Below are 25865 nucleotides of genomic sequence, written 5' to 3' on the forward strand. Positions count from 1 at the left end.
AATTTTGGCATACCTGAAAGCGCTGTTCAGGGTTTACGGAGTTGAATATATCACGTTTAGGTAATTTCGGCACAAGTTTCGCATTTGTTTGGCTGCGCGCTTGTGGTTTGAGAAGGCAAGTAGCCGCAGTGGAGGCGATCGCACTTCTGACTCTCTGACTCACGAATTTACTGGTAATGTGATACTACGTGGTAGGCATAAAAGGGCGATCGTGAGTTTGCTCAATAGTGTCTAATCATGCAACGACGTTATAAAATAGAGGGAAGCGTAACAAAATGACAAAAAATATACAGATAACGATCGAAGCAATTGACCATACATCTCCTCATTTGCAAACCGTTATAGCACTAGGTGATGCCCATAAAAAAACTCTAGGCTTATTACCAAGAGATGCTTTTATCGAATATGCAATCAAGCGCACGATCCTTGTGGCTATTGATTCCGATAAAAATTGCATTGGGTATCTACTATACCGGAAGGTGATCCGAAAGCACGCAATTGTTATTGTTCATCTCTGTGTCAATCCGTCATGCCGTGGCAAAGATGTTGCTAAAAAGCTAGTCAATTACTTAAGTCAAAAAACTCAGGATTTTTATAGAATTGAGCTTAAATGCCGCCGAGACTATGGAATAGACGGGATGTGGTATAAATTAGGCTTTGTTCCCTTAGATGAAAAGACAGGCAACAGTAAGGATGGTAAACTTCTTACAATTTGGTGGCTAGAACACTATCATCCTACCATATTTTCTTATGCTGCTAATCAGAAGCTTGAATCTAAACTTTGTGCAGTCATTGATACCAGCGTTTTCTTTGAATTGCACGGAGATGAAGAGCTTAAAACTACAGAATCTGATTCTCTGCTCGCTGATTGGTTGCAGGATGACTTGGAGTTATGCATTACTGATGAAATATTTAAATCAATAAACAAAATTGATTCTGCTAACTTAAGAGATAGTAAGCGTTTGCTTGCCAATGGTTTTACTCAGTTAGTACATAACAAAACGAGAATAGAAGGTATTTTAAATACTCTTAATGAAGTGTTTTGCAAACAAGCTTCAACTGACGATATATCCCTAATCAATCAGTTAGCTCTAACCATCGCTTCTGATGCTCAAGTTTTTGTCACTCGCAACATAGAAGTCTTGAATTTAGCTGATGAAATTTATAAAAAGTTCACATTGGAAGTAATCAGCCCAACAAATTTAATTTTAAAATTAGATGATATTCGCAGAAATGTTGAATATCAACCTGTACGCTTGGCAGGTACATTTATAAAGATGAAACTCATTCAGAGATTAGAAGAATCTCGACTACTTGATGGTTTCAATGCTAGTGAAAAGGGCGAAAAAGAGGGAGAATTTAAACAACGACTACGTCACATTATTGCTAATTCCGACAAGTTTCAAAGTTATGTTTTTTTAGACAATGAAAATAAACCCCTTGCTTTAATTGTTTTTGAGCGAGACCAAGCTAAGGAACTAAAAGTGACAATTATGCGAGTTATTCCCGGCGCTATAGCGGCGACATTCGCACGCTACTTGGTTTTTTATTCTATATCACTCTCAGCCGATGAAAAGCGAGAATTTACCAGAATTATTGATCCATATCTGGAAGAAACTGTTTTACAAGCTATTCAAGAAGATGCTTTTGTTAGAGTTGATAACGGGTATTTAAAGGCGAATCTTGATATTGCAAAAACATCAGCAGAACTATCTAAATACCTTGATAAATTAGGTAAGATGGGATCGGAATATAATTTTTGCATTCAGCTTGCAGAAACTCTTACCATCAGTCAATCTACTCAAGACATAAAGACTATATCAGAGATAGAACGCCATCTTTGGCCTGCTAAAGTCATTAATGCTGATTTGCCTACATTCATTATTCCTATTCAACCCATATGGGCAAAAGATTTGTTCGACAAAGAATTGGCTCGTCAGTACATCTTGGAATCTCAAACTGATCTAGCGCTCAGACGTGAACAGGTGTACTATAAGTGCAATAATGGCAGTCTAAAACCTGGTGTTATTGGTAGAATTTTATGGTATGTTAGCTCCGATAGAGCATTTACTGGCACACAAGAGGTTAAAGCTTGCTCTAGGTTAGATGAAGTTATCATAGACAAACCTGAAAAACTATATAGACAGTTCCGCCACTTAGGTGTATACGAGTTAAAACATTTAATGACTCTAGCAAAAGACCAACCCGATGAAGATATTATGGCTATCAGATTTAGCTATACCAATATTTTCACTAAACGACTGACGTTAAATAGGCTTCGGGAAATACTTGGAAATAAAACAACTGTTCAAAGTTTATTTAAGATTTCAAAGGAACAATTCGCAATCATATATAATGAAGGAACTGTGACCTAAATAAAGGATTGTAACGATGTCAAGTATCTTACTATTATCTATTCGACCGGAATACGCAAACAAAATATTCGATAGTAATAAGACTGTTGAATTGCGGCGCGTCCGCCCTCGATTATTGAACGAAGGCGATTTAGTATTAATTTATGTTTCCTCACCGATCAAAGCTGTATTTGGTTCATTTAAAGTGGATTCTATTATGGAAAAACCACCTAGAGAACTTTGGGAGGAAGTTAAAGACAAAGCAGGCATCTCAAAGGGGCAATTTAATGATTATTATCAAGGTACATCAAAAGGAATAGGAATTTTTTTTAAAGATATTCATAGGTTTAGGGAACCAGTAGAATTACACCGTTTAAGAAAAAATTTACCTGAGCTTAAACCACCACAGAGTTATCGTTATATGACCGATAAACAGTTGAGAATAGTCAAGTCTTTAGGAGAATGTTCAAGATAAATATTTGGTAGAATAATGTAGTAATTAATAGTTGGCAAGAGCAGTATGCTTGCGAAAAAAAAAGCTGAATTCGTCAGGTTATTTCAAGAATTTGTTAGTTCATATCCATACACTCCTGATGGGTTGCATCATAAAGCTACTTACGAGGATCGGCGTCAGCAGGGACGTAGAAAATTTGAAGCGATAGCCACTGCCACTAACTCAGAAGAAGATGTGATAGAAGCCGTACTGCTTGAAATTTTTCCTTATGTCAATACAGGAATGCTGACTACTATCCTTCATTATTTACGACCTCATCAATTTTTATGTCTTAACAACAAGTCTATATCAGTTATCAACTATTTTACCGATACTTTATACTCCCAAGAACTGATAGACTATCCGAGCATTAACATTATAGGACACAACCTTATTCAAGAATTGGCTAAAGATATGCACCAGACTGGTGCTCCATCCCTTCGAGACGAAGATTTATTTGATATGTTTTGTCATTGGCTTGTAGCCGTTAAAAAGTATGATTTTGGTCTTAAAGAAACCTCATCATCTGAAGCGATAGAGTTTAATACCGCTTTTAAAACACTAGAACTCCAGCCGGAATATTCCATGACTCAATGTGTCGAAGAAACTGGCTTCACCGAAACCCAACTAACCCAATGGATACACAACATTAACCGCAAAGGCCAAGCCATCATCCAAGGCCCGCCCGGAACCGGAAAAACCTTCCTTGCCCAAAAACTAGCAAAACACTTAATCGGCGGCGGTGACGGCTTTTCAGACACGATCCAATTTCATCCAGCTTATACTTATGAAGACTTTATTCAAGGCATCCGCCCGCAAAGTCAAGATGGGGAATTAACTTATCCCATAGTTCCCGGTAGATTCCTACAATTCTGCGAAAAAGCCGAAGCCTGTGAAGACACTTGTGTTCTCATTATTGATGAAATTAATCGTGCAAATTTATCTCAGGTATTTGGAGAGTTAATGTATTTGCTTGACGATCGCGATCGCACTGTTAAACTAGCCAGCGGCCAACTATTCAGAATCCCGACAAATGTCCGCATTATCGGCACAATGAACACCGCAGACCGTTCTATTGCCTTAGTCGATAACGCACTCCGCCGCCGTTTCGCATTCATTCCCGTCTATCCCAACTATGAAGTGCTGCGACAATATCACCAGAGAGAGAAAACAGGTTTCCCAGTTGATAAATTAACTAGCATTCTCGAAAATGTCAATCGGGCAATTAACAACAAACACTATGAACTAGGCATCTCCTTCTTTTTGACAAAAACTTTAGCTGAAGATATCCAAGATATTTGGCAAATGGAAATTGAGCCATACCTCGAAGAATACTTCTTTGACAACCAGGAAAAAATGGATGAATTTTGCTGGTATAAAATCAAGGACAAATTTAGCAAGTGATAATCTAATGCTAAATACATGGACAAAAATAAACAATGTCATTGTTCACTGCGCTCCGCAATCTCAAGGCTTTGCGATTGCTTCGTGCCTCGCAATGACATGATGGTGTTTGCGATTGCTTCGTTCCTCGCAATGACAACCACTAACTAAACCGTATTTCTATGAAACGAGAATCACCCCAAATCATCGAACTTACAGAATATCAATTAGCAACTTTTCAACGAAATTTAATCCCCGAATTAGTAGGAGAAAAAATACTCCAGAATTATGACAAGGAAATCGACATAGAATTTCCCAACCCTAAAACAAAATATCAATGGCACTTAAAATCTAAAGGTAGAGTTGGCAATATTCCAATTACTCCCGAATTTCATATTGCCATCCGCCCAAAGGTTCCCATAAACAATATCTTTGGAATGCTTGACTATGCCTACGAACTTAATATAAATTTTCCTAAGGGACAGATTGAGTGCGAATCTTTGGAACAAGTATATGAACGATTAGCTAACATCCTTGCCCATAAAATCTTAGAACGCTGTCGGAAAGGATTGTATCGCGATTACTTACCCAAAACAGAAAAACTTTCCTATATTCGCGGCCGCATTGATGTGCGGGAAGCTGTGCAAAAACCTTGGGAAGTTAAACTAAAATGTCACTATAACGAACAAACAGGCGATATCGAAGACAATCAAATTCTGGCTTGGACACTTTTTATCATTGGGCGCAGCGGTTTGTGCAGCGAATCTGTCTCATCAAGGGTGCGAAAAGCCTTTCATGCACTTCAAGGATTTGTTACTCTAACATCTTTTAAACCTGAAGCTTGTCTCGATCGCACTTATCACCGTCTCAATCAAGATTATCAAATATTACACGCCCTCTGTCGCTTCTTTCTGGAGAATACTGGGCCGAGTCACGAAACTGGCGATCGCCAAATGCTACCTTTTCTCATAGACATGGCGAAGTTATACGAACAATTTGTCGCCCAATGGCTCACAGCAAATACACCAAAAGGCTTTTTTGTCAAGCAACAACACCTAGTTACACATGACCAAAACTATTTCGATCGCATTGACTTACTCCTGTGCGACATAGCAACAGGTACAGTCCAATACGTCCTCGATACCAAATACAAAGCTCCCGATCGGGTAGACAGTGGAGATCGCCATCAAATAGTTGCCTACGCCAATGCAGTAAAGTGTAACAATGCAATTCTCATCTACCCGCAAGACCTCAAACAGCCACTAGACATAAAAAATGGCTATCTGCGAGTTCGCAGTCTAAACTTTTCCCTAAATGACGATCTCAATGAAGCCGGAAAAATATTCTTAACCTCTCTACTTCCCAGCACCGTCTCCTATTGGTGACAACTTAAGTAAAGGTACAAATTTTTAAGGCATACAAAAAAATGTAAATAGCTGAAATACTTACAGGCAAAGCAGTTTAGCTCTACTGAAGGAGTAAGGTAGCTAAAGTGCTTTGCTTGTTTACTGCGATCGCCCCCGATCGCTCATGAGATGATTTCCAAAACAGTCTCGATATACACCAAATCAATTAATAAGCCGTATAATTAAAACAAGACAAAAAGTAATTATCCAGAAACAACTTCCGTTCCCCAAAACCGCATTGATTCGCGCCGTAATATACGTATTATTACTGCAATGTGACAGTTTCGAGACTGCTAAATAAGCAATCCACAAAAAGCTGTGATCTGGATCAATGGGCGACAAGGAATTTTCCCTAGGGTGCCTCTCTTAACCTCCCTCGCTCTACTTAAATCAAAAATATGATCAATTCTCAAGATGTTTTGACGAGTCGTGATGGGTACTTACCCAACAAGGAAACTGATTCACTAAAAACTACTGACGATGTTTGTATGGATCTTCCATTACACAGTCAGGATATTTCCTCTGTCGAGGACTCTCAACTCGATCTAACTCCATCTGACTATGTGACTATTCATCAATGGTTTGAAGCACAGGTTAAGCAGACTCCTGATGCGATCGCCCTGTCATTTCAAGGGCAAGAATTAACCTATGATGCCTTAAATCAACGCGCCAACCAGCTCGCCCATTACCTTCAAGCACTAGGAGTGCAACCGGATGAACTGATTGCTATCTGTATGAATCGGTGCATGGAAATGGTGATTTGCTTTTTAGGGGTGATGAAGGCTGGGGCGGCCTATGTGCCGATCGACCCAGCCTATCCCCACGAACGTCGAGCGTACAAGTTACGAGACGCCGCTGTGCGATTCATTTTGATTCAACAGGATCTGGTTGAATTTTTGCCCGAACACGATGCTCGCGTGATTTGTCCAGATACAGGCTGGCACGATATCGCGCCCTACAGCACTGAAAATTTGTCTCTGCTGAGAACGCCCGAGGATTTGGCTTACGTTATTTATACCTCTGGTTCGACCGGAAATCCCAAGGGTGTAATGATTGCTCACCGAGGCATGGTTCACCACAGCAAGGCGATCGCACAGGCATTTAATCTTGGATCGGGCGATCGGGTACTTCAATTCTCTAGCATGAGCTTTGACATCATCATTGAGGAAGTTTTTCCATCCTTGGTAAGTGGTGCAACAATCGTGCTGCGAACTGAAGAGTGTATTAGCTCTACCCGCAAATTTCTCGAATTTATTGAGCAAGAACGCATTACTATTCTGGACTTGCCAACTGCTTTTTGGCACGGCCTCGTCAGCGGACTCTCATTGCTAAATGTTCCCATGCCTCCAGATGTGAGATTGGTGATTGTGGGCGGAGAAAAAGCCTCTCGCGCTCTGTATGGTGAATGGCGACAATTGGTTGGGGAATATCCTCGTTGGCTCAATACCTATGGGCCGACTGAAACTACGGTGACTGCCACCATTTTTGACCCGATCGCTGAAGGTTACGATCTCAGTAGTGAAGCAGACATTCCGATCGGTCGCCCTCTTCCCAACAGCCAAATTTACATTCTGGATGAAAACCTAAATCCTGTACCAGATGGCGATGTTGGAGAACTGTATATTGGCGGCCCAGGGCTTGCAAGGGGATATCTCAATTTGGCAGAACGCACTGCAAGTAAGTTTATTCCTAATCCATTGAGCGATCGACCTGGAGCCAAACTTTACACAACAGGGGATACTGCCCGCTATTTACCCAATGGAACGTTGGAGTTTATTGGTCGCATCGATTTTCAAGTAAAAATTCGAGGTTTTCGGATTGAGTTACTAGAGATTGAAACCTATTTGGAACAGTACCCATCTGTGGAGCAAGGTATAGTTTTGGCACGGGAAGATGTACCCGGTGAAAAGCGCTTAGTGGCATATATCATTCCGAAGCACGGACAACCAACTCAGGTATCTGCATTGCGTAGTTTTCTACAAACAAAGCTACCGGCATACATGATTCCGGCAGCGGTTGTAGTGATGGAGAGCTTCCCCATGACCCCCAATGGTAAAGTCGATCGTCGTGCATTCCCAGAACCGCAGATTGCTGATATGCTTCAGCAGGGTGAAATTGTGTTGCCTATTGATGGGCTAGAATCTCAACTTGTCAAAATTTGGGAGCAGGTACTCAGTATTAAGCCGATCGGTACTACCGATAATTTCATGGATTTAGGCGGTACATCCCTGTTAGCAGCTCGCTTAGCTGACAAAATTGATGAAAAGTTCCAGCAGAGTTGGCCACTATCGATTATCTTCCAAGCCCCAACCATCAAACAATTAGCCAACATTCTACGTCAAGGCAATATCCCCAACCAAAGCCTTTCCTTAGTTGAGATTCAACCGAAGGGTTCTCAGACACCACTATTTCTGTTTGAAGGAGTGTCTATTTATCATCCGTTAATTCCATATTTGGGCCTAGATCGGCCGATATATGGCTTAATTGCCATTGCTAAAGATGGCGTGAATGGGCCAGTCAATCAAGTTGAGGCGATCGCAGACTATTACATCAATGAACTTGTGAAGGTACAACCAGAAGGCCCCTATTATTTGGGTGGTTTGTCATTTGGAGGTATTGTTGCTTTTGAGGTAGCTCAAAAATTGGCAGCTAAAGGACAGGAAACAGCGTTAGTTGTGATGTTTGATTCGATGTTGCCCTCTGCCTACAAGCCATTACCCATTCAGCAGCGGCTGCGCTTCCATGCCCAAAAAATTGCTAAGCAGGGTATAGGTTACATCCTCAGTAGTGTCGTCGATAAAATAACGACAGTTACAGACAAAATGACAATGCTGGCCCGCAAGACGATCGGGCAAAACATTAAGGTGAAAGAACCTACAGAGTCAATGTCTTACACCACAGACTATTTGATGACAGAGAAGATAATTGAGCAAGCAGAACGAGCTTACCTGCCAAAACCCTATGCTGGCAAAGTCGTTATGTTTAGAGCGCTCGATTCTCAAGATGGCCTAAGTGTCAGTCTCGATCCGGATCTAGGCTGGAAACCTTATCTCAAAGACGGTATGACCATTTACGATGTACCTGGAGACCATCTAAGTATTTTACAGGAACCCAATGTCGGGGCGATCGGCAACCAAATCAAGCTATTGCTGGAAGAGGGAATGGTGCACCACTAAAGTTTTTGGCATTCTTAATCTATATTCAGTCAGGGTGACATCGAACTTATTGCGGCGATCGGAAAGATGAGGTACAACTTAGATTTTAGATTTGAGATTAAGGGATTCGAGGATTCGGGGATTGTCGGATTGGGGAATAGTTAATAAATTCGTGAAGACCTCATCTTTGGGAAAACCGCTATAGATAAATCAAGAACGTAGAACTTCCCTCGATCGAGCCTGCAAAACATTTTTAAACTCTCTATTTCTAAACACTCTACCCTAACTCAATATGCTTCGGTTAACGCTTTTTTGCGAATCTCATCTAAAGATTTCATACGCAATACAAGCATTTTTTGAAATTCCGGTATTTCTGAAATGAATTGTACAGCAACCTCCACATCGGTTAGGACAGAAATAAACTCATGAATAGATTTCTGACCCCTCCAGCATAAGCGGTTTAATTTCGTTGCTACAACAGTCAACAGTCAACAGTCAACAGTCAACACAAGCGCGGTTTACCGTTCATTTCACTCACAAAAAAAGAGGCGCACTCGCGCCTCTCAAATCTTTCATGCCAGAGTTCTAAACACTAACAGCAACTTTTGATTCTTTTGCAGTCAACTTCTCGTAAGTCGCCCGCATCTTCAATCCGACCAATACTTGGAACAAACCTGTGCCATTGTTGGAACCAGGATATTCGCGGTGTTGGAGTAACAGGTGAGTCAACTCGCCTTCGTATTTCGCAGAAGTCTTGCTCAAGTGGCTTTCGATGTAAATCACTTCTTCGAGATTCTCGAACTGACCGTCTACTTCCAAAATCGAGACTTCGTGGCCGTAGAAAGCATCTGGGCCGTAGTACATCTTAATTCCGGGATAGGAACAAGTCAGTTTGCGACCGCAAGGAATCCAGTTAATTGTTGAACCTTCGTCAAACAAATACGCAGGTTCAAAGTTAGCGATACCTTCGCGCTGGATCATTTGGACGCGCAGAACCTTCCGTTCTTTGTCATCTTTGATCAAGTTGGTCGGCAATACTTGAATTACCACGTCAGCATATTGCTTTTGTGGGTCGATGTAGGCTGTGAAATCCGGTTTGCGAGCATTGATTGCAAACAACACGTCTTCGTAACGGTGGCCCCGTTCCGCCATGTCGCGCTGGATTTTCCAAGCAATTTTTACTTCGTCGCTGATGTCGAGGTAGACGCTGAAGTCGAGGAGATTTCTGACTCGCTCATCGTAAAGGGGGTGTAACCCCTCAATCACAATCACGTGATTCGGCTCTACCCGCTCAGGAGGATCGAGCAGACCGGTTTCGTGGTTGTAAATCGGCTTGTCTATTCCCCGACCTTCTTTGAGCGCTTTCATTTGCTCGGCCATCAGGTCAAAATTGTTCGCTCTGGGGTCAAGGGCGGTAATCCCTGTTTCCTTGCGTTGCTTGCGATCGAGACAATGATAGTCGTCAAGGCAGATTACAGTCACGAAATCTTCCCCGAACAAATCTGTCAATCGGCGCAAAAAAGTAGATTTTCCGCATCCGGAGTCTCCGGCAACGCCAATTAAAACCACGCGATCCGGCTTACTGGTCATAGTTTCCCTCTAACAAAATCACTGTTTACTAAGTAACTGAAGTCTAGATTCCAAAAAATTTCAGCCCGCAGGTAGCTACAAGCAGGCTTTCTGCGGGTTTGCTACCCCGAGAGGATCGAGCACTCACCAGCATACAGCAGTCAGTTGACTGCCTGCCCGGGAAGACCCAAGAAATCTTCAAGGCAAGAAATTAATAGTGACGCTCCCACACCAACCGCAAGCGGTATGTTGTAGGCATCTGAGTCCGGTCAAGGATATCAAGATCTTCCTTCGAGGTACTCCAATTGTTTCCCTCTACGGCATTTTATAGTGAGGAACACGTCCAGCCCCACTTGTCACATGAAATATTTTCTATCTAGACCTAGATTGTTATTCTGCGATCGAAGATGCCAGCATTTTACCAGAATTATTACTGCGGAGTGCTTGTCTCGTTGCCATCTTTAAGAATGCTAGTTGGCTGTGCCCAACATCGCGGTGAGAGGATCGCTCCTCACTATCCGCGCGGCTGCCATCCCAGCCCATAATCTTTGATTATGGGCTGGGGATTCCCGCCTGTACAGCTAAATCTTGCTTTCAGCAAGACAGCATTTAAGTTGTATATTTCTTGAGCCGTATTCCCCTCTCCCTCTCCTCATCTCCGCCTCTCTCCCTCTCTCCTCCTCTCCCCCTCTCCTCAAATCAGAACGAGTTATCGGGGCAGATCCCCCGATCGGGTAAAATATTGGCAGTACGCAGACAACAATAGCTATAGGTCATCACCTGAATGCAGCCGGGCGAGGCCAAGGGCGGCGATCGGCTAATCGGGAATTAGAGGCAGAGCGATCTCAACTTGACACTCCCGCCTGCGCGGCGAGGCCCAAAGATTCGCGCGGGCAAATTAGTCCAGGTGGCCTTAAGAAAAAAGTAAATTGAGTCTAACGTCACATTCTCTTTCTTTATAACTCTGTATCGTGAAGGACAAGCAACAAATGTACAGCCCAAGCATATCTGGTGTAGCGGCCAACTCAGAATCAGGCAGCCGCATCTTTGTTTACGAAGTGGAGGGTATGCGTCAGAGTACAGCAACTGACGAAACAAATCACCCGATTCGCCGTAGTGGCAGCGTCTTTATCTCCGTGCCTTACGATCGCATGAATCAGGAAATGCGGAGAATTGCTCGCATGGGTGGCAAAATCGTCAGCATCCGCCCCTCAAACGGCGCTCCCGAAACTACTAATGGCAAAGTCGCACCAGAAGCAGGGCTACAGAGTCAGAAATCTGGAGAAAAAACTAAGCCCATGACTCAAGCAAAGGAAAAAGTTCAGGTTCCTGTTAACCTCTACAAGCCGGCCAATCCCTATATTGGCAAGTGTATTTCTACAGAAGAATTGGTCAGAGAAGGCGGCGATGGTACAGTCCGTCACGTCAAATTTGACATTTCTGGAGGCAAGTTGCACTATCTAGAAGGTCAAAGTATCGGGATTATTCCCGATGGGACTGATAAAAACGGTAAACCTCACAAAATTCGGCTTTACTCGATCGCCTCCACCCGTCACGGCGACGATGTAGATGACAAAACTATATCTCTGTGCGTCCGCCGACTAGAGTACAACGATCCGAACAGTGGCGAAAAAGTGTTCGGCGTTTGTTCGACTTTTCTCACCGGTTTGGAACCAGGGGCTGATGTCAAAATCACCGGGCCGGTAGGCAAGGAAATGCTCTTGCCCGATGACGAAGATGCCACCGTGATTATGATGGCTACTGGTACGGGTATTGCTCCTTTCCGCGCTTATTTGTGGCGGATGTTTAAAGAAAACAATCCCGATTACAAATTCAAAGGTTTAGCTTGGCTGTTCTTTGGAGTTGCTTATACTCCCAACATTCTTTATAAAGAAGAGTTGGAGCAATTGCAGCGCGAATTCCCCGATAATTTCCGATTGACTTATGCCATCAGCCGCGAGCAAAAGAGTGCAGAAGGCGGCAAGATGTATATTCAAAACCGGATTCAAGAGAACGCAGACCAACTGTGGGAATTGGTTCAAAAGCCGAAAACTCACACTTACATCTGCGGTTTGAAGGGCATGGAAGGCGGCATCGATCAGGGAATGTCTGCTGCATCTAGCAAGCACGGCATTGACTGGGCTGGCTATCAAAAACAGTTGAAGAAAGAGCATCGCTGGCACGTTGAAACTTATTAATGTGTAGCTTGATTTAATCTGATTTGTAGGGCGAGCTTAGGCTTGCCCTATTTTTTTATGAAACAGTTTTTAGCCCGCATTCCGCAGTTATGGCTTTGATGAGTAAGGTTTTTCATGTATTCACTTTATAAAAAACATCTGCGCCTGTCTTTTCTAATTTTGGTATTATTATTGTCTGATTTTTGCGACGACATAAAAAAAAATGAATTCACAGATATTTCCTAATATATTCCCTTGTGGAATCCTTGAGCTAATACCATTTTTTTAAAGTTATGACAGACTTTAGCAAACAGGGAAAGTGGATACATTACAATGTCTTGTCGTCCTCGATCTCTATCGGATATTTAGAAAAATGGTATAACTCAAAAAAGCCTAAAGTGCTTGCTGGGCAAACACTTCAGGTTTGAATTTTTTAATTTCATAACCATCAATTCTATTTAAATATCTGCGGAATCTGGGCTATAATTCAATACGGTTTACTTAAGATAGTCCGAAGAGAGGAACGAAGCAATCTCCGTATCTATTTCTCATCGGATTTTACCCCCAGGGCGCTATACCAGTAAAGGGTATTGGGCTATAATTAATGACAACAGTCAACAGTCAACAGTCAGCAGTCAACAGTCAGCAGTCAACAGTCAACAGTCAACAGTCAACTCACTAAATTCCAGCAGCAGTAAAAGCTGCCCAGTGATAAGGATTGGCAAAAGGACAGGGTTTGCGGTTGCGAATTTGCTGTAAAGATGCTTCAGCAATCAGGCGAGAACTTTGTGAAAGCCGATCGAACATTTGCGAAATTTGAGGCTGAAAATCCGCCAGCAACACCTCCAATTCCTCGCCTGTCAAATCCCGCAGCCACCTTTGAGCCTCCGCAAGCGATCGCGCCACATCTCCCACTTGCAATCGAGGAAAACGCCCGAGATTTTCATAAAACTTGCTCGTCAGCAGCAGCGTTGAAACATCATTCACTTTCCACAGGCTGCTGACAACACTAGATGTGCCAGCATACAACAAACCCGCGGACAAACCGACAAAATCTTCTGTACCGCTGACTGAGCCTGCTGCAATTTCGCAAGCCGATAAAGTAACTAAAAAGTATTGCCGACAATCGAAATTAAAAATTTCCTCCAAAGTCATAGTATCATTTCTCACAAATACGCCTGATTTGAGCGGGAAAGCGAAATCAAGCACGCTCAAACAAGCAAAGTGAGCGCATTTTTTCTGCTGCACTTGTCCTATTTTCGCGGATGAATCCCCATCATTTACAGATATCGATCGAGAAAAAGCCTCTTTAATTGCTGGCTTCTGGCGCAAAATTTCTGCACTGGAAAAACCTTGAGAAATACTGCCGATTTCCAGGTTGCTGTAAAGCGCATCTCTGCTGAAAGTGGGAACTGCCAACAGGTGCTGCAAATTCGGTCTGTAGCGGCCGATAGCTGCGCTGCGCGCGATTTGTCTCAACCGCAATAGCTGGCAGCTAGGAGCATAGCGAATTCCTCCGGCAAATCGATCGATCAAATAAGCAGGAGGAGGTGAAATTTCCCCAAAGGACGAACTGTGAGAAAAATCCGAACTGTTGTGCGTATCCAAAAGATCGAAACCGCTGCGATCGCCGCCATGAGATCTGAAAATTGCCCCGGTGTCCTCCAACCCGTCTCTCACCCCCAAAGGCAAAGCATGGAGCGGCAAAGCGTGCAAAAATCGGTGCGGCACCACAATTAGCCGATCGCAATTTTCCGGAATCAGCGCCACCACTCGATCGATTTCCAACAGCGCGGCCAAGCGTTTGAGGCGAGCCGGGAGATGATTGATCCAGCGACCTTTTTGCTCGGAATAAGCGCTGAGGTACTCTCCGGCCCAAGTTTCGGCAGCTAAAGCATTTCCCGCCGCACAGAGGTGAACGGCGGGATATTCTGCACTCTTCACCACCACAAAAGCCACTACCAAATCCTCCAAACTCGCCCACACCACAGCAGCGCAATTGGCATCAGGCAACAATTGGCGAATTTGCTCGAAAGTAATGGGTTCAACTTTGCGAGCTAAGCTGAAGAAAGGGTCGTTTGCCTGCACCTCGCGCGCAATCAACCCATCAAACTGCCGCCACAATTGATTTAAGTGCATAAAATCGGTGTTCGGCATCAGAGAACCGCTGTTCAAACCAGAGGTGTCGCCCTCAGAAATCAAGCTAGTGCTGGGTTCGGGTTGTCGGTGTTGTTGCTGCCGCTGTTCCCTGGCTATTTCCAGTTGCAATGACTCCAACTCGCTGCGTACCGCTGCCGGAATGTCGCCTTTTGGGGTCAGGGGGGATTTAACCAGGAGTTCTACCAAATTCCGATTTTTGTGGCGTTCAGCGTATTCCAGGGCTTTAGCGTAATATTCCGGCTGGCCCGGAGCGAGTTCTAGGCAAACTTGTACGAGGGATTTATAGAGTCCTCTCCAGGTGCTGACTAATTTGGCTTTTGAGTTACTTCCCCGATCGCCCAAATCTGCCGCATCAACCCCAACTTCGCTCCGCAAGAATTCCACAGTATCGACAGCAGTAGTAAAAACGCCGTAGGCGCGCAGCAACTCGCCTCGCCTTCGGTAAGCTTCACCCAAATAAAATAAAATTTGTGCCCAACGGTGGGGATAGGTTTCGCGAGTGTAGATTTGGCCGGCACTGTGATAGCAGGCGATCGCGCTTTCGATGCGAGACGAGTTTTCCGTCTCCGTCAGTTCCGAAAAAGCTCGGCCCAGATAAATTTGCAGCATGGCCCAGCGGTGGGGAGCAGCCTGCTTGGTGTAGACTTGGGCTGCATTTTGATAACAGGCGATCGCGCTTTTGAGATTGCGGTTTTTTTCGCCTTTGACGTGTTGGCTGAAAGCGCGGCCGAGGTAGGCACAGAGCATTGCCCAGCGTTCGGGAGTTTTTTGGCGGTTGCAAAAGAGCAAAGCATTTTGATAGCAGGCGATCGCCATTTCCAGATTTTCCGCTTTTTCCCCTTTCACCCGGAGACTGTAGATCCTGCCGAGGTAAGTTTGGATCGAACCCCAGGCTTCGGGAAATTTGATGCGAGTGTAGACTTGCAAAGAATTTTGAAAGCAGGTGAGTGCCATTTCCAGATTTTCCACTCCTTCGCCCTTAATTCGATCGATAAACACTCTGCCCAAATTCCTTTGAGTCGTCGCCCATTGCAGCGGAAAAGCTTCCTTAGTCCGCACTTGTAAAGCTCTCTGGTAGCAGTTGACAGCGTATTCGAGATTTTCTGCCCGATTCCCCCGCAGGAACTCATAGTAAGCATTTGCTAAATTATTTTGAGTCGTCGCCCAGCGTCGGGGAAACATCTTGCGGTTGTAGACTTGCAAGGCATTGTGGTAGCAAATGACTGCCTGTTCGAGATTTTGGGCTTTGTCACCGCGCAGTCGGCGGCTGTAAGCGCGGCCGAGATTGTTTTGAGTGCTTGCCCAATCTCCCCCAAAACCTTCGCGGTTGCGAACTTGTAGGGCGTTTTGATAGCAGGCGATCGCAATTTCGAGATTTTCGGCCGCATCTCCCCTGAGGCGCTCGCTATAAGCGTTTCCCAGATTGTTTTGCAGCGTCGCCCACTGTTCCGGGTACTGTTCGCGAGTTCGCACTTCCAGGGCATTGACAAAGCAAGCAATGGCTTGTTCGATATTTTGAGCCTTATCGCCTTTGGGGCGATCGGTATAAGCATTGCCCAGATTATTTTGCATGACTGCCCACTCTTGGGGAAAGTCTTTGCGGGTAAACACCTTAGCCACGGTTTCGTAACCGGCGATTTCAATTTCCAAGTTATTCGCCTTGCTACCGAGGGGAAACCGCCCTATTTTGTTGCTCAGATTGCCAATTAGGGCCGCAATGCGCCTCGCCTCTGATTCTTGGGCAGTAGGGAGTACCAAATTTGCCCAACGGCGCAGCAGATCCGCAAAATTCTGGTCGAGTTTGTCTAAATTGTTTCTCAGCAGCGCGTACACGTGCTGCGAATCAGGGTTGCGCGCCACTGCTTGCAATACTTCTGCTAAAAAAGCCAGATATGCTGCGCCGGTTCCGGGCAATTTAGCATTGCTTTTGGCAGATTCTAAGGGTGCGATCGTCCTTTGAAAGAATTTTGCAGCTTTGAGCAAGCTGTCTCGTGTCAGTGCCGGCTCTTCCAAGTACAGCATTTGCACAAACCCAAAGTCGATCGACTTTGAGTCAGTCCTCAAAATCAAATCTATTCCTGAGTCCACAGGATTTTCCAGCAGCGCTCGGAGCATATTAACATCAGTTTCGCGACGCTGTTCGTCCATCGTGCATTCCGCCGAACTATTAACGATAGGATTGCTGCTTCCGTGCAGCCATATGAAATCAGGAACTGTGTGAACGAACCTGACGGTCAACGGAGTACCGTTAGACCGCAGGCTTCTTTTTCCTTTTTTGCAAAGGCTTTTTTGAGTGACGGAGTTCCCCCGCCACTTTGATAATTCAGAGCAATCTTTTTGATAAGCTTAGCCGAATTTTCATCTCGATCTAAAGACTCGCCACATTGACAAGAATGCCACCGTTGGGACAACTCTTTCGGCACTTTGCTGAGGCAATTCCAGCAATACTGAGAAGTCCCCTTTGGATCGACGAACAAAACATTTTTACCCAACTTCCAGGCCACATACTTGAGGACACTAGCAAATTGACCGTGAGCAGCATCAAGCATTGATTTATTCAAACCGCTTTTAGCTGATTGACCATTTGGGAGATAAATCAAGCTATCACCTTCAATTTCACTCTTGACTTTGGCAAGTCTGGTCAGATTCTTGATACTCAAATCTTCAACCACCAAAACAGCGCATTTGCGAAACAGCTCATGTGCTGTTTTGAATTGAAAATCAAGTCTCGCTAAAGCTACAAACTGATGCAGTCTAGAAATCTTGTTTTTGATAACTTGCCAAGGCTTAGAACCTTTGACTCTACTAGCTAGTTTTGCCTGAAGCCTTGCTAATTTCTCGGCATATTTCCTTAAAAATCTAGGGTTCTCTACTTTTTCGCCATTAGAAAGGTAAACATAGTTAGTAATCCCCAAGTCAATACCAAGAGTGTTTTCATCAGTCGGTTGAATCTCTACAACCGTCACAGGAACCGTCTTATCTTCTAGCGTCAGGGCAATATACCACCCATCTGCTTCTCTAACAACTGTCCCCATCTTAACCACGAATCCTGTTGGTATTGGGCGATGGAATACCATCGGTACTTGACCTATCTTCGCTAAATTCACACAAATTCTACTTTGCTCATCCTTGATAATATCTAAATTATATAGTTGAGGATAAGTAAAAGATTTGTAGTAGTGAAATCCCTTGAATTTAGGTCTACCTCTGCGATTGCCATTTTTGTCGGGTGTGGTGAAATTTGAAAAGGCAGTTTCCACTCGGTTAACCACATCCTGCAAAACTTGAGAATTTAAAGCTTTGTAATCAGGAAACAGTTTTTTAGTGTTTTTTAGATCGGCTAACTGGATGGTTTGCCACTGCACGTAACCGCCTTCAATATTTGAGAAAACATCACCTTTCCTGCTCAAAGGATTGCCTGATTCATCTTTCTTTCTGCCATCCCTAGTTTGCACTCTAGTCAGGGGAATGTTTTGGTAAATTTCCTTAACGGGAACTATGCAGGCAGTTAAGGGGCAAGCGTTAACTGGCGTTCTCGTCGATTCCCACCATCTAAATCTTTCACTCAATCGGTAGTTGTATTGACGGCGACAGAACTCTAGGTGAGTCGTGATTGTTCGCAATTGGGCTTTTGTGGGTTTGAGGCGGTATTTGTACGTGAGTTGCATTGGAAACCTCCTTTTTTTCGACCTGCTCACAGTATAGATGGAGGAGTTCGTATTTCATTGCTTCCTGTGGAGGCGTCACTGTTTCTGCGCTTAGGAAGTATATTGAGAATCAGGACGCCCCCGAAAGTCGATCGGTGATAGCTGAACTCAATTGTCGGGCTGGTGTTCCTCCGACCGACGAGCCTTTCATCCCTGCGGTAATTTAGTCGGGGTACTGAGCGCTGCAATTGAGATTCATCCCTCTAAATATACCCTTAGACTTCCCGGCAGTTAGTTAACTTGAAGACTTAGGTAGAAGAATTAAAGCAACCGGGTTTTTCCAGCATACACATCCGCACAATGCAGTCTATCTGGCCCAAAAAACCTGTTTGTGCGCCACCCCTAAACCAGATAAACCCGCCCCGACAGACTTGCAGCGGGGCGGGTTTACATTTACCATCATAGGACTTGGCTACAGAAACCGGGTTTCCGAGAAACGATCGGATTTAGCCATCAGAAATCTCGAAAGCAACGCGGTTTCTGTATAGTGCGCCTGCATATTTGCGCCAGTTGCAGCGCTACAGATCGCAAAAATTAACCCAGTTGATTTTAGTGTACCGCTTGAGAGCGCAACGCTTCCTCAACTGCAAGCAAAGCCCGATCGACTTCAGCAGCAGAAACAATTAGAGGCGGGACAAACCTCAACACCTTCGGCCCGGCGGGAACCAACAGCACACCAGCGGCGATCGCAGATTTAACAATATCAGCCGATGTCAGTGCAATATCAGCCTGCAATTCCAGCCCGACAATCAAGCCCCAGCCCCGCACCTCAGCAATCAAATTCGGATATGCAGCCGCCAGCTTGTTGAGGCCAGCTTTTAACTGTGCCCCGCGCTGCTGGACGTTTTCCAGCAGGTTTTCCCGTTCTAAAGTTTGGCACACGCACAAAGCGACAGCGCAAGCAAAAGGATTGCCGCCAAAAGTGCTAGCGTGACTTCCCGGTTCAAATACATCGCAGTGAGACTTGCACAGCATAGCGCCGATCGGAATACCGCCGCCCAATCCCTTCGCAGAGGTAAAGATATCCGGTTCAATCCCGAGATTTTCGTAACCCCAATATTTACCGCTGCGTCCCATCCCGACTTGCACTTCGTCGAGAATCAGCAAAATGCCTTTTTCGTCGCAAATTTCCCGAATCCGTTGGAAGTAGGCGATATCTCCGGGACGAACTCCCCCTTCACCTTGCAGCGCTTCCAGCATAATTGCAGCGACTTGGCGTTCGTCTTTGTCGAGTTGCTCGATCGCGCCTTCGATCGCGCTAATATCATTGTAAGGAACATAGTGAAATCCAGGAACCAACGGACTAAAACCCTTCTGATATTTAGGTTGTCCCGTCGCCGTAATCGTCGCCAAAGTCCGCCCGTGGAAACTAGCAACAGCAGTAATTATGGTCGGATTCGAGATATTTAATTGTTCGTGGGCGTACTTGCGCGCCAGCTTAATCGCCGCTTCATTAGCTTCCGCACCCGAGTTGCAAAAGAAAGCTCTGTCCGCGCAAGAATGATCTACAAGCCACTTCGCTAGCTCGCCCTGTACGGGGATGTAGTAAAGATTAGAAACGTGGTGCAGCGTCTGAATTTGCTGAGTTACCGCTGCCACCATCGCCGGGTGCGCGTGTCCCAGAGTGCAGGTAGCAATACCCGCCACAAAATCGAGATATTCGCGGCCCTCGGTATCCCAAACGCGACAGCCGAGGCCCCGTTCCAGGGCGATCGCAAAACGCCCGTAAGTAGTCATTACATAACTGTCGAAGCTCTCAGAACTGAACAAACTGGCTTCGGCTTGCACGCTTGGTTCTTTTAGTAAGGTTTCTGGACTCACGAATTGCTCCTTAACACAGAATATCTAGACCTCGATTGTACGGTAAAAATCCAGCTTCGCGTTGCAGGCTGTTAATTTTGTCATAAAATTGTAACAGTAACAGCAATTAATCCTCACAAATCTACTGATGAGTTATTACATTTCTCCTAATTTTCTCGATAAAGTTGCCGTGCACGTCACAAAGAACTTTTTAAATTTACCAGGGGTAAGAGTTCCCCTAATTTTGGGAATTCACGGCCGCAAAGGAGAAGGTAAAACTTTTCAAACCGAACTGGTTTTTCGGCGAATGGGCTTTGAGCCGGTGATGATATCTGGTGGAGAATTAGAAAGTCCCGATGCCGGAGATCCGGCGCGTTTAATTCGCTTGCGCTACCGCGAAGCTGCGGAGCAAATTCGAGTGCGGGGCGAGATGTGTGCAATTTTTATTAACGATTTGGATGCCGGTGCTGGCAGGTTCGATACTACTACTCAATATACTGTAAATACTCAGATGGTTAATGCCACTCTGATGAATATTGCGGACAATCCCACCAACGTGCAGTTACCGGGAAGTTATGACAGCACGCCACTGCACCGAGTACCAATTATTGTCACCGGAAATGACTTTGCTACGCTGTACGCGCCGCTGATTCGCGACGGGCGGATGGAAAAGTTTTATTGGGAACCCAGCCGGGATGATAAAATTGGGATTGTCGGCGGAATTTTTGAGTCTGACAATTTGTCACAAACCGAGATAGTGGGTTTGGTAGATAATTTTGCAGATCAGGCGATCGACTTTTTTAGCGCTTTGCGATCGCGAATTTACGACGAACAAATCCGAGAATTCATTCACAAGATAGGAATCGAGCAAGTTTCCAAGCGTTTAGTCAACACTCTGGAAGCACCGCCAGATTTCCCGAACCCTAATTTCAGCCTCGCTCATTTATTAGAAATGGGTAATTCAATGGTAGGTCAACAAAAGCGGGTTCAGGAAATGCGCTTAGTAGATGAATACAACCAATCACGGCTATTTAACGTTCCTGGAACTGTCAATGTCCCGGCTGCGGCGCCAACGCAAAATCAACAAAACGACCCATCCTCGAAATATTATAAAGCTTATGCCGAACCCAGTTCGACTATTAGTAACGGTCAAGCTGTGCGGCTGAGTAGCGAGGTATTGGAACAAGTGCAGCAGTTGTTAGCAAGGGGCTGCAAAATTGGCATAGAATATGCAGACAATCGCCGATTTAAAACAGGTTCCTGGCAAAGTTGTGCGACAATTAAAACTGCACAGGAAAAAGATGTGGTTGCATCGTTAGAAACTTGCTTGGCGGAACACGGCGGGGAATACGTGCGGCTGATTGGTATCGATCCAAAAGTCAAGCGCCGGGTAGTTGAAACAATTATTCAGCGGCCACAGTAGGCTGTGTTTTACCACACCTTACAAATTCAAGAAGACGCTCGCGGTTGAAACCGCGTCTATACAAGCAAAACCCGCAGACGCGGGTTGAAGACAAAGACGGTTAAAATTATGTTATCGTCTTCAGTCGGCGTCCGGCTGACATCGTTTGTGTAGATGCGGTTTCAACCGCCGTCCAATCTAAATTATGCTGCAAAAAATTATCAAAGGTTTCCCGATCGGGCATAGCAACCTGAGCACCCACCTTAGTTGCACACAGAGCACCCGCTGCACAGCCCCACACCACCGCCTCTGGCAAGGACAGACCGCCATCTAGCGCCGCAGCCAACCCGCCGTTAAAAGCGTCGCCAGCAGCCACAGTGTCGATCGCCCTCACAGCAAAAGCAGGCACAACAAAAGTTTCATCCGCAGTCACAGCAACCGCCCCGCGATCGCCCAATTTGACAATAACATTCTCGACACCGCGCTGCTGCAACTGTTTGGCTGCCCGAATCGCCGTTTCTGTGTCATTCACTCCAAAACCGACTAACTGGCCCGCTTCCACTTCATTCGGCGTGAGGATGTCGATTAAGGGATAAAGTTCGATCCTCTTCGTTGGCGTAGCCCCCGTAGGGGCGGGCTCCGCTAACGACAAATCCGCCACAGCCGGCGCCGGATCGAGAATCACTCGCACCCCCGCTTCACGAGCAACTTTCGCCGCTTTCAGGACAATTTCTATCGGGATTTCTAACTGTAACAGCAACGATGTAGCTTCAGGCAACACTTTTTTAAGACGTTCTATATCTGCATCGCCAACATTATTATTTGCACCCGGAATCACAATAATATTATTTTGACCGCTATCGTCTACGGCAATAATTGCCACACCTGAATGAGTGCTTTTATCTATTAATATATTTTCCGTACTCAAACCATAGGATTGTAAACTTGTCAATAATTGTTCAGCAAATTGATCGTTACCAACGCGGCCGATGATGTGGGTAAAAATGCCGAGACGCGCCGCTGCTACCGCTTGATTTGCTCCTTTACCGCCGCCGGCCGTGAAAAAATTGCTACCGATGATAGTTTCTCCTGGCTGTGGCAATCTGGGAGTTTTTGCTGCTAGATCGATATTGATACTACCAAATACAATAATGCTCATGGATGGTTAAATTTGCTAAGTGGTAATTAGGTTTGTAGTGAGGACTTCAGTCCTCTAATTTTAATATTGAATTTGGTAATTGATAATTAGGTTTGTAGTGAGGACTTCAGTCCTCTGATTTTAATATTGAATTTGGTAATTAGGTTTGTAGTGAGGACTTCAGTCCTCTGATTTTAATATTGAATTTAGTAATTGGTAATTAGGTTTGTAGTGAGGACTTCAGTCCTCTGATTTTAATATTGAATTTGGTAATTGGTAATTAGGTTTGTAGTGAAGACTTCAGTCCTCTGATTTTAATATTGAATTGGCTAATTGGCAATTGGTAACTGTGATTGGTAATTTGTCATTGGTAATTGGCTTATCTTGCTTATTTCTTGATTTTTCCATCTAACTAATGACTGACAACTGACAACTGTCAACTGTCAACTGACAACTGTCAACTGTCAACTGTCAACTGTCAACTGTCAACTGTCAACTGTCAACTGTCCCCTGAGACGTGCTAGAACTGGTATGGTCTACATCGGTCAATGCAATGGCTGCACTCACTCTCGATCGCAATCCCTGTGTCCTGCTAGTAGAAACAGACGAAGTTCTCGCCGGACACTTAAGTCTAGACTTAAAATCCTCCGGCTACGAACCAGTAATAGCTTCTAGTATCGCCACAGGCCAACATTTAGCCCATAAATTGCAGCCAGCTTTGATTGTAATCGATCGCATACTTGGCCCTGAATCGGGGCTGTCGCTGTGTTCTCACCTCCGAAGTGGTGGCAATCGGGCGCCAGTGCTATTATTGATCGGTCGCGATACAGTGGACGATCGCGTGGCTTGTCTGGAAGCTGGCGCAGATGATTATTTTCTCAAACCTTACCGCACTGAGGAGTTTATGCAGTTGGTGCGCTTGTATTTGCAGCCGGATAACACCAGCAGCGAACAACTGAGATTTGGTGATTTAGTTTTGGATTTGGCGTCTAGGCGAGCTCTACGCAACGGACGGGCGATCGACCTGACGATGAAAGAATTTGAACTGCTAAAGTATTTGATGGAACATCCCCGCGATGTTTTGACTCGCGAACAAATTCTAGAGAATGTTTGGGGTTACGATTTTCTGGGCGAGTCGAATGTGATTGAGGTTTACATCCGCTATCTGCGTCTCAAAATTGAAGATGATGGCGAGAAGCGCTTGATTCAGACTGTGCGCGGTGTTGGTTACGTGATGCGCGAAGCTTGAAGTCAGTTGACAGTTGACAGTTGTCAGTTGACAGTTGACAGTTGACAGTTGACAGTTGGTTATTTGTTATTTGTTATTTGTGAGTGGTTACCAATGCCCGATGCCCGATGCCCAATGCCCAATGCCCTATTAGCAATTGGGGTAATTCTATTTCTGCTGGGATGTTCGCCGGCTTTACCTGTCGCAAATTCTGGTGTTAATGGTACTTTGGCGGATCAGTCTCCGACGGCGACAACATCCGGTCAAGTTTTGCCTGTTTCTGCTAGAGCTCGGATAGCCGATCGCCAGATCGAACTTGAAGTCGCCAAAACATCCGAACAACAGGCTATGGGTTTAATGTACAGAACTTCTTTGGCCGATGACAGAGGAATGCTGTTTGAGTTTAAACCGGCGCGCTGGGTCAATTTTTGGATGAAAAATTGCAAGATTTCTCTGGATATGATTTTTCTGCGGGATGGAGTCGTGACAGCCATCGCAGCAGAGGCACCTCCTTGTACAGCCGATCCTTGTCCCACCTACGGGCCCGATACTCCTGTCGATCGAGTAATCGAGCTCCGGGGCGGCCTGGCTGCTGAACTTGGTGTCAAAGTGGGCGATCGGATTGAAATCGAGTTTTTATAGTAACACTTCGGGCATTTTCAGCGCTTGCACATGGGGCTAGAAACCCCGTTTCTTCCTTCTATTTCCGGTTCCCAGTCGCAAAATTTAGTAGAAACCATGTTTCTGAACTCACTCCCCCTCTCCCTCTCCCCCTCTCCCAATCTCCCCCAATCTCCCCCAATCTCCCCCAATCTCCCCCAATCTCCCCCAATCTTCTCCTCTCCCCCAACTGTCAACTGTCAACTGTCAACTGTCAACTGTTGAACCCCTCTCCCCTGTTCACTTCCGGCTGAGCTCGGCTTCGAGAAACCTCAAAAAATTAATAAACTTTACAAAACTTGATAATATCTGTTAAAGTATTAATGTAAGATACAGCACAAAGACCAAAAGATTTGCTACGATGTCAATCTCAGTTCGTCTGGGCTTGAGCTTGTTTGCAGAAGCTGTAGATTGTTGGTTGCAGGTATGAGAGGAGTAAGCGACTCGTTACCAATCCTGAGAGACGATGCTCAGCCGATCGGATTCCTGGCACGAAAAGAAATTCTCTGGAACTTCTGGCGCTAAACCTGAATCTACTAAACCTGTCGGAAGTAAGATGCTACAAGCCAAATTAAGTGGCAAAGTTAACTTAAGGTAGCAAGGTCGGCTGCGATCGACATATCTGACAAATATTGCCCAAGTAGATTTGCGGATTCTGCACTTTCGCAGATGAAGTTAAACTCTGAACAACAGTGCAATTAGTTTAGGTAGCAGAATTTCTTCAGATTCGCGTTGCACAATACCGAGGTATTCAGTTTAAGTTCGATCGCGCTCAACAGGCGATCGGGCAGACAGCAGCAAAAGTGCAAAACCTTTCACTTCTTGGGAAAGGTTGGCTTTAGAGTCGCACTCAACAGTCAAGTTGGGATTTTCCACAACCGCTAATACTGTTTTAACAGCTATCGACGGTCAAGAGACAGATTTAAAACTGGCTTATTACTAATTAAAAACATCAGGTTCGCATCAGAAAATGGTGTCCTATACATGGAGACAAAATCACATGGCACCCGCTACATACACTAGATTAATTCGATTTTTACAAGAAGATTTGGCAATCTCTCCCGCGTCCATCGCTGTCGCCGAACGGGTTGGCGGTGACGAAAAACGGCAGCGAGATCGAGACCCTAATTCCTTGCCGATGGTTCTGTGGCAGTACGGTTTAGTCACTCTGGAACAATTGGATAAAATCTTTGATTGGTTGTCCCAAGCATATTAAAAGGATTTTAGATTTGA

18 protein-coding genes are annotated in these 25865 nt (G+C 44.9%); 12 read left to right on the forward strand and 6 right to left on the reverse strand.

Features of this window, described 5'->3' with window-relative positions:
- Nucleotides 1-275: 275 nt before the first annotated feature.
- The 5 genes from QZW82_RS02630 to QZW82_RS02650 all read left to right on the forward strand — a co-directional run bounded on the left by QZW82_RS02630 (nucleotide 276) and on the right by QZW82_RS02650 (nucleotide 8812).
- Nucleotides 276-2375, forward strand: coding sequence for a GNAT family N-acetyltransferase (locus tag QZW82_RS02630; RefSeq protein ID WP_293144158.1), 2100 nt, complete (start codon nucleotides 276-278; stop codon nucleotides 2373-2375).
- Nucleotides 2376-2391: 16 nt separating this feature from the next.
- On the forward strand, nucleotides 2392-2829 hold the full coding sequence (locus QZW82_RS02635; RefSeq protein WP_293144160.1) for an ASCH domain-containing protein: 438 nt from the start codon (nucleotides 2392-2394) through the stop codon (nucleotides 2827-2829).
- 45 nt (nucleotides 2830-2874) lie between these two features.
- Nucleotides 2875-4251 carry an AAA family ATPase gene (locus QZW82_RS02640; protein ID WP_293144163.1) on the forward strand — a complete coding sequence of 459 codons (1377 nt, stop codon included), beginning with the start codon at nucleotides 2875-2877 and terminating at the stop codon, nucleotides 4249-4251.
- Nucleotides 4252-4412: 161 nt separating this feature from the next.
- Complete coding sequence (locus QZW82_RS02645; RefSeq protein WP_293144166.1) at nucleotides 4413-5615, forward strand: restriction endonuclease; 1203 nt, start codon at nucleotides 4413-4415, stop codon at nucleotides 5613-5615.
- 509 nt (nucleotides 5616-6124) lie between these two features.
- Nucleotides 6125-8812: a non-ribosomal peptide synthetase gene (locus QZW82_RS02650; protein WP_293144168.1), complete on the forward strand. Its 2688-nt coding sequence runs from the start codon at nucleotides 6125-6127 to the stop codon at nucleotides 8810-8812.
- A 564-nt stretch (nucleotides 8813-9376) separates the two neighbouring features.
- On the opposite strand, the gene QZW82_RS02655 is transcribed toward QZW82_RS02650, so the two are convergent.
- Both QZW82_RS02655 and QZW82_RS02660 read right to left on the reverse strand, forming a co-directional pair.
- Entirely contained in the window at nucleotides 9377-10381 is a 1005-nt protein-coding gene (locus tag QZW82_RS02655; RefSeq protein WP_293144172.1) for a phosphoribulokinase, read from the reverse strand.
- 369 nt (nucleotides 10382-10750) lie between these two features.
- Complete coding sequence (locus QZW82_RS02660) at nucleotides 10751-10903, reverse strand: hypothetical protein (RefSeq protein WP_293144175.1); 153 nt, start codon at nucleotides 10901-10903, stop codon at nucleotides 10751-10753.
- Nucleotides 10904-11349: 446 nt separating this feature from the next.
- Between QZW82_RS02660 and petH the strand changes: the two genes are divergently transcribed.
- Nucleotides 11350-12558: a ferredoxin--NADP reductase gene (gene petH / locus QZW82_RS02665; protein ID WP_293144178.1), complete on the forward strand. Its 1209-nt coding sequence runs from the start codon at nucleotides 11350-11352 to the stop codon at nucleotides 12556-12558.
- Between the two features lie 657 nt (nucleotides 12559-13215).
- Here petH and QZW82_RS02670 read toward each other — a convergent pair.
- Entirely contained in the window at nucleotides 13216-16845 is a 3630-nt protein-coding gene (locus tag QZW82_RS02670) for a CHAT domain-containing tetratricopeptide repeat protein (protein WP_293144181.1), read from the reverse strand.
- Nucleotides 16846-16931: 86 nt separating this feature from the next.
- The gene (locus tag QZW82_RS02675; protein ID WP_293144184.1) at nucleotides 16932-18365 is read right to left on the reverse strand and encodes a transposase; all 1434 of its coding nucleotides are present in this window, start codon (nucleotides 18363-18365) and stop codon (nucleotides 16932-16934) included.
- Here QZW82_RS02675 and QZW82_RS02680 point away from each other — a divergent pair.
- Together QZW82_RS02680 and QZW82_RS02685 are read left to right on the forward strand one after the other, a co-directional pair.
- A complete protein-coding gene (locus tag QZW82_RS02680) occupies nucleotides 18365-18571 on the forward strand; it encodes a transposase (RefSeq protein WP_293144187.1) in 207 nt (68 codons plus the stop codon). The two genes, QZW82_RS02675 and QZW82_RS02680, sit on opposite strands and share 1 nt — an antisense overlap.
- Nucleotides 18572-18733: 162 nt before the next feature.
- A complete protein-coding gene (locus QZW82_RS02685; protein WP_293144190.1) occupies nucleotides 18734-18892 on the forward strand; it encodes a hypothetical protein in 159 nt (52 codons plus the stop codon).
- Between the two features lie 61 nt (nucleotides 18893-18953).
- On the opposite strand, the gene QZW82_RS02690 is transcribed toward QZW82_RS02685, so the two are convergent.
- Entirely contained in the window at nucleotides 18954-20225 is a 1272-nt protein-coding gene (locus QZW82_RS02690) for an aspartate aminotransferase family protein (RefSeq protein WP_293144193.1), read from the reverse strand.
- A gap of 127 nt (nucleotides 20226-20352) precedes the next feature.
- Here QZW82_RS02690 and QZW82_RS02695 point away from each other — a divergent pair, with 127 nt between their 5' ends.
- Nucleotides 20353-21627: a ribulose bisphosphate carboxylase small subunit gene (locus QZW82_RS02695; protein WP_293144196.1), complete on the forward strand. Its 1275-nt coding sequence runs from the start codon at nucleotides 20353-20355 to the stop codon at nucleotides 21625-21627.
- Between the two features lie 106 nt (nucleotides 21628-21733).
- Here QZW82_RS02695 and rbsK read toward each other — a convergent pair whose 3' ends face one another.
- A complete protein-coding gene (gene rbsK / locus QZW82_RS02700; RefSeq protein WP_293144199.1) occupies nucleotides 21734-22765 on the reverse strand; it encodes a ribokinase in 1032 nt (343 codons plus the stop codon).
- 532 nt (nucleotides 22766-23297) lie between these two features.
- On the opposite strand from rbsK, the gene nblR reads away from it, so the two are divergent.
- The 3 genes from nblR (at nucleotide 23298) to QZW82_RS02715 (ending at nucleotide 25848) form a co-directional block, all read left to right on the forward strand.
- Entirely contained in the window at nucleotides 23298-23993 is a 696-nt protein-coding gene (gene nblR / locus QZW82_RS02705) for a response regulator transcription factor NblR (RefSeq protein ID WP_293144204.1), read from the forward strand.
- A gap of 114 nt (nucleotides 23994-24107) precedes the next feature.
- Entirely contained in the window at nucleotides 24108-24614 is a 507-nt protein-coding gene (locus QZW82_RS02710; protein WP_293144207.1) for a DUF192 domain-containing protein, read from the forward strand.
- 1018 nt (nucleotides 24615-25632) lie between these two features.
- Nucleotides 25633-25848, forward strand: a complete 216-nt coding sequence (locus QZW82_RS02715) for a DUF2949 domain-containing protein (RefSeq protein WP_293144219.1) — start codon at nucleotides 25633-25635, stop codon at nucleotides 25846-25848.
- The last annotated feature ends 17 nt before the right edge of the window (nucleotides 25849-25865 follow it).

This window comes from Microcoleus sp. bin48.metabat.b7b8b9.023 (assembly GCF_013299185.1).
GTDB lineage: Bacteria > Cyanobacteriota > Cyanobacteriia > Cyanobacteriales > Microcoleaceae > Microcoleus.

Excerpts from the sequence above, each read along its gene's own strand:
- QZW82_RS02630 (WP_293144158.1), top strand. The coding sequence starts at position 276 with ATGACAAAAAATATACAGATAACGATCGAAGCAATTGACCATACATCT.
- QZW82_RS02635 (WP_293144160.1), top strand. The coding sequence starts at position 2,392 with ATGTCAAGTATCTTACTATTATCTATTCGACCGGAATACGCAAACAAA.
- QZW82_RS02640 (WP_293144163.1), top strand. The coding sequence starts at position 2,875 with ATGCTTGCGAAAAAAAAAGCTGAATTCGTCAGGTTATTTCAAGAATTT.
- QZW82_RS02645 (WP_293144166.1), top strand. The coding sequence starts at position 4,413 with ATGAAACGAGAATCACCCCAAATCATCGAACTTACAGAATATCAATTA.
- QZW82_RS02650 (WP_293144168.1), top strand. The coding sequence starts at position 6,125 with ATGGATCTTCCATTACACAGTCAGGATATTTCCTCTGTCGAGGACTCT.
- QZW82_RS02655 (WP_293144172.1), bottom strand. The coding sequence starts at position 10,381 with ATGACCAGTAAGCCGGATCGCGTGGTTTTAATTGGCGTTGCCGGAGAC.
- QZW82_RS02660 (WP_293144175.1), bottom strand. The coding sequence starts at position 10,903 with ATGGGCTGGGATGGCAGCCGCGCGGATAGTGAGGAGCGATCCTCTCAC.
- petH (WP_293144178.1), top strand. The coding sequence starts at position 11,350 with ATGTACAGCCCAAGCATATCTGGTGTAGCGGCCAACTCAGAATCAGGC.
- QZW82_RS02670 (WP_293144181.1), bottom strand. The coding sequence starts at position 16,845 with ATGGACGAACAGCGTCGCGAAACTGATGTTAATATGCTCCGAGCGCTG.
- QZW82_RS02675 (WP_293144184.1), bottom strand. The coding sequence starts at position 18,365 with ATGCAACTCACGTACAAATACCGCCTCAAACCCACAAAAGCCCAATTG.
- QZW82_RS02695 (WP_293144196.1), top strand. The coding sequence starts at position 20,353 with ATGAGTTATTACATTTCTCCTAATTTTCTCGATAAAGTTGCCGTGCAC.
- rbsK (WP_293144199.1), bottom strand. The coding sequence starts at position 22,765 with ATGAGCATTATTGTATTTGGTAGTATCAATATCGATCTAGCAGCAAAA.
- nblR (WP_293144204.1), top strand. The coding sequence starts at position 23,298 with ATGGCTGCACTCACTCTCGATCGCAATCCCTGTGTCCTGCTAGTAGAA.
- QZW82_RS02710 (WP_293144207.1), top strand. The coding sequence starts at position 24,108 with ATGCCCAATGCCCTATTAGCAATTGGGGTAATTCTATTTCTGCTGGGA.
- QZW82_RS02715 (WP_293144219.1), top strand. The coding sequence starts at position 25,633 with ATGGCACCCGCTACATACACTAGATTAATTCGATTTTTACAAGAAGAT.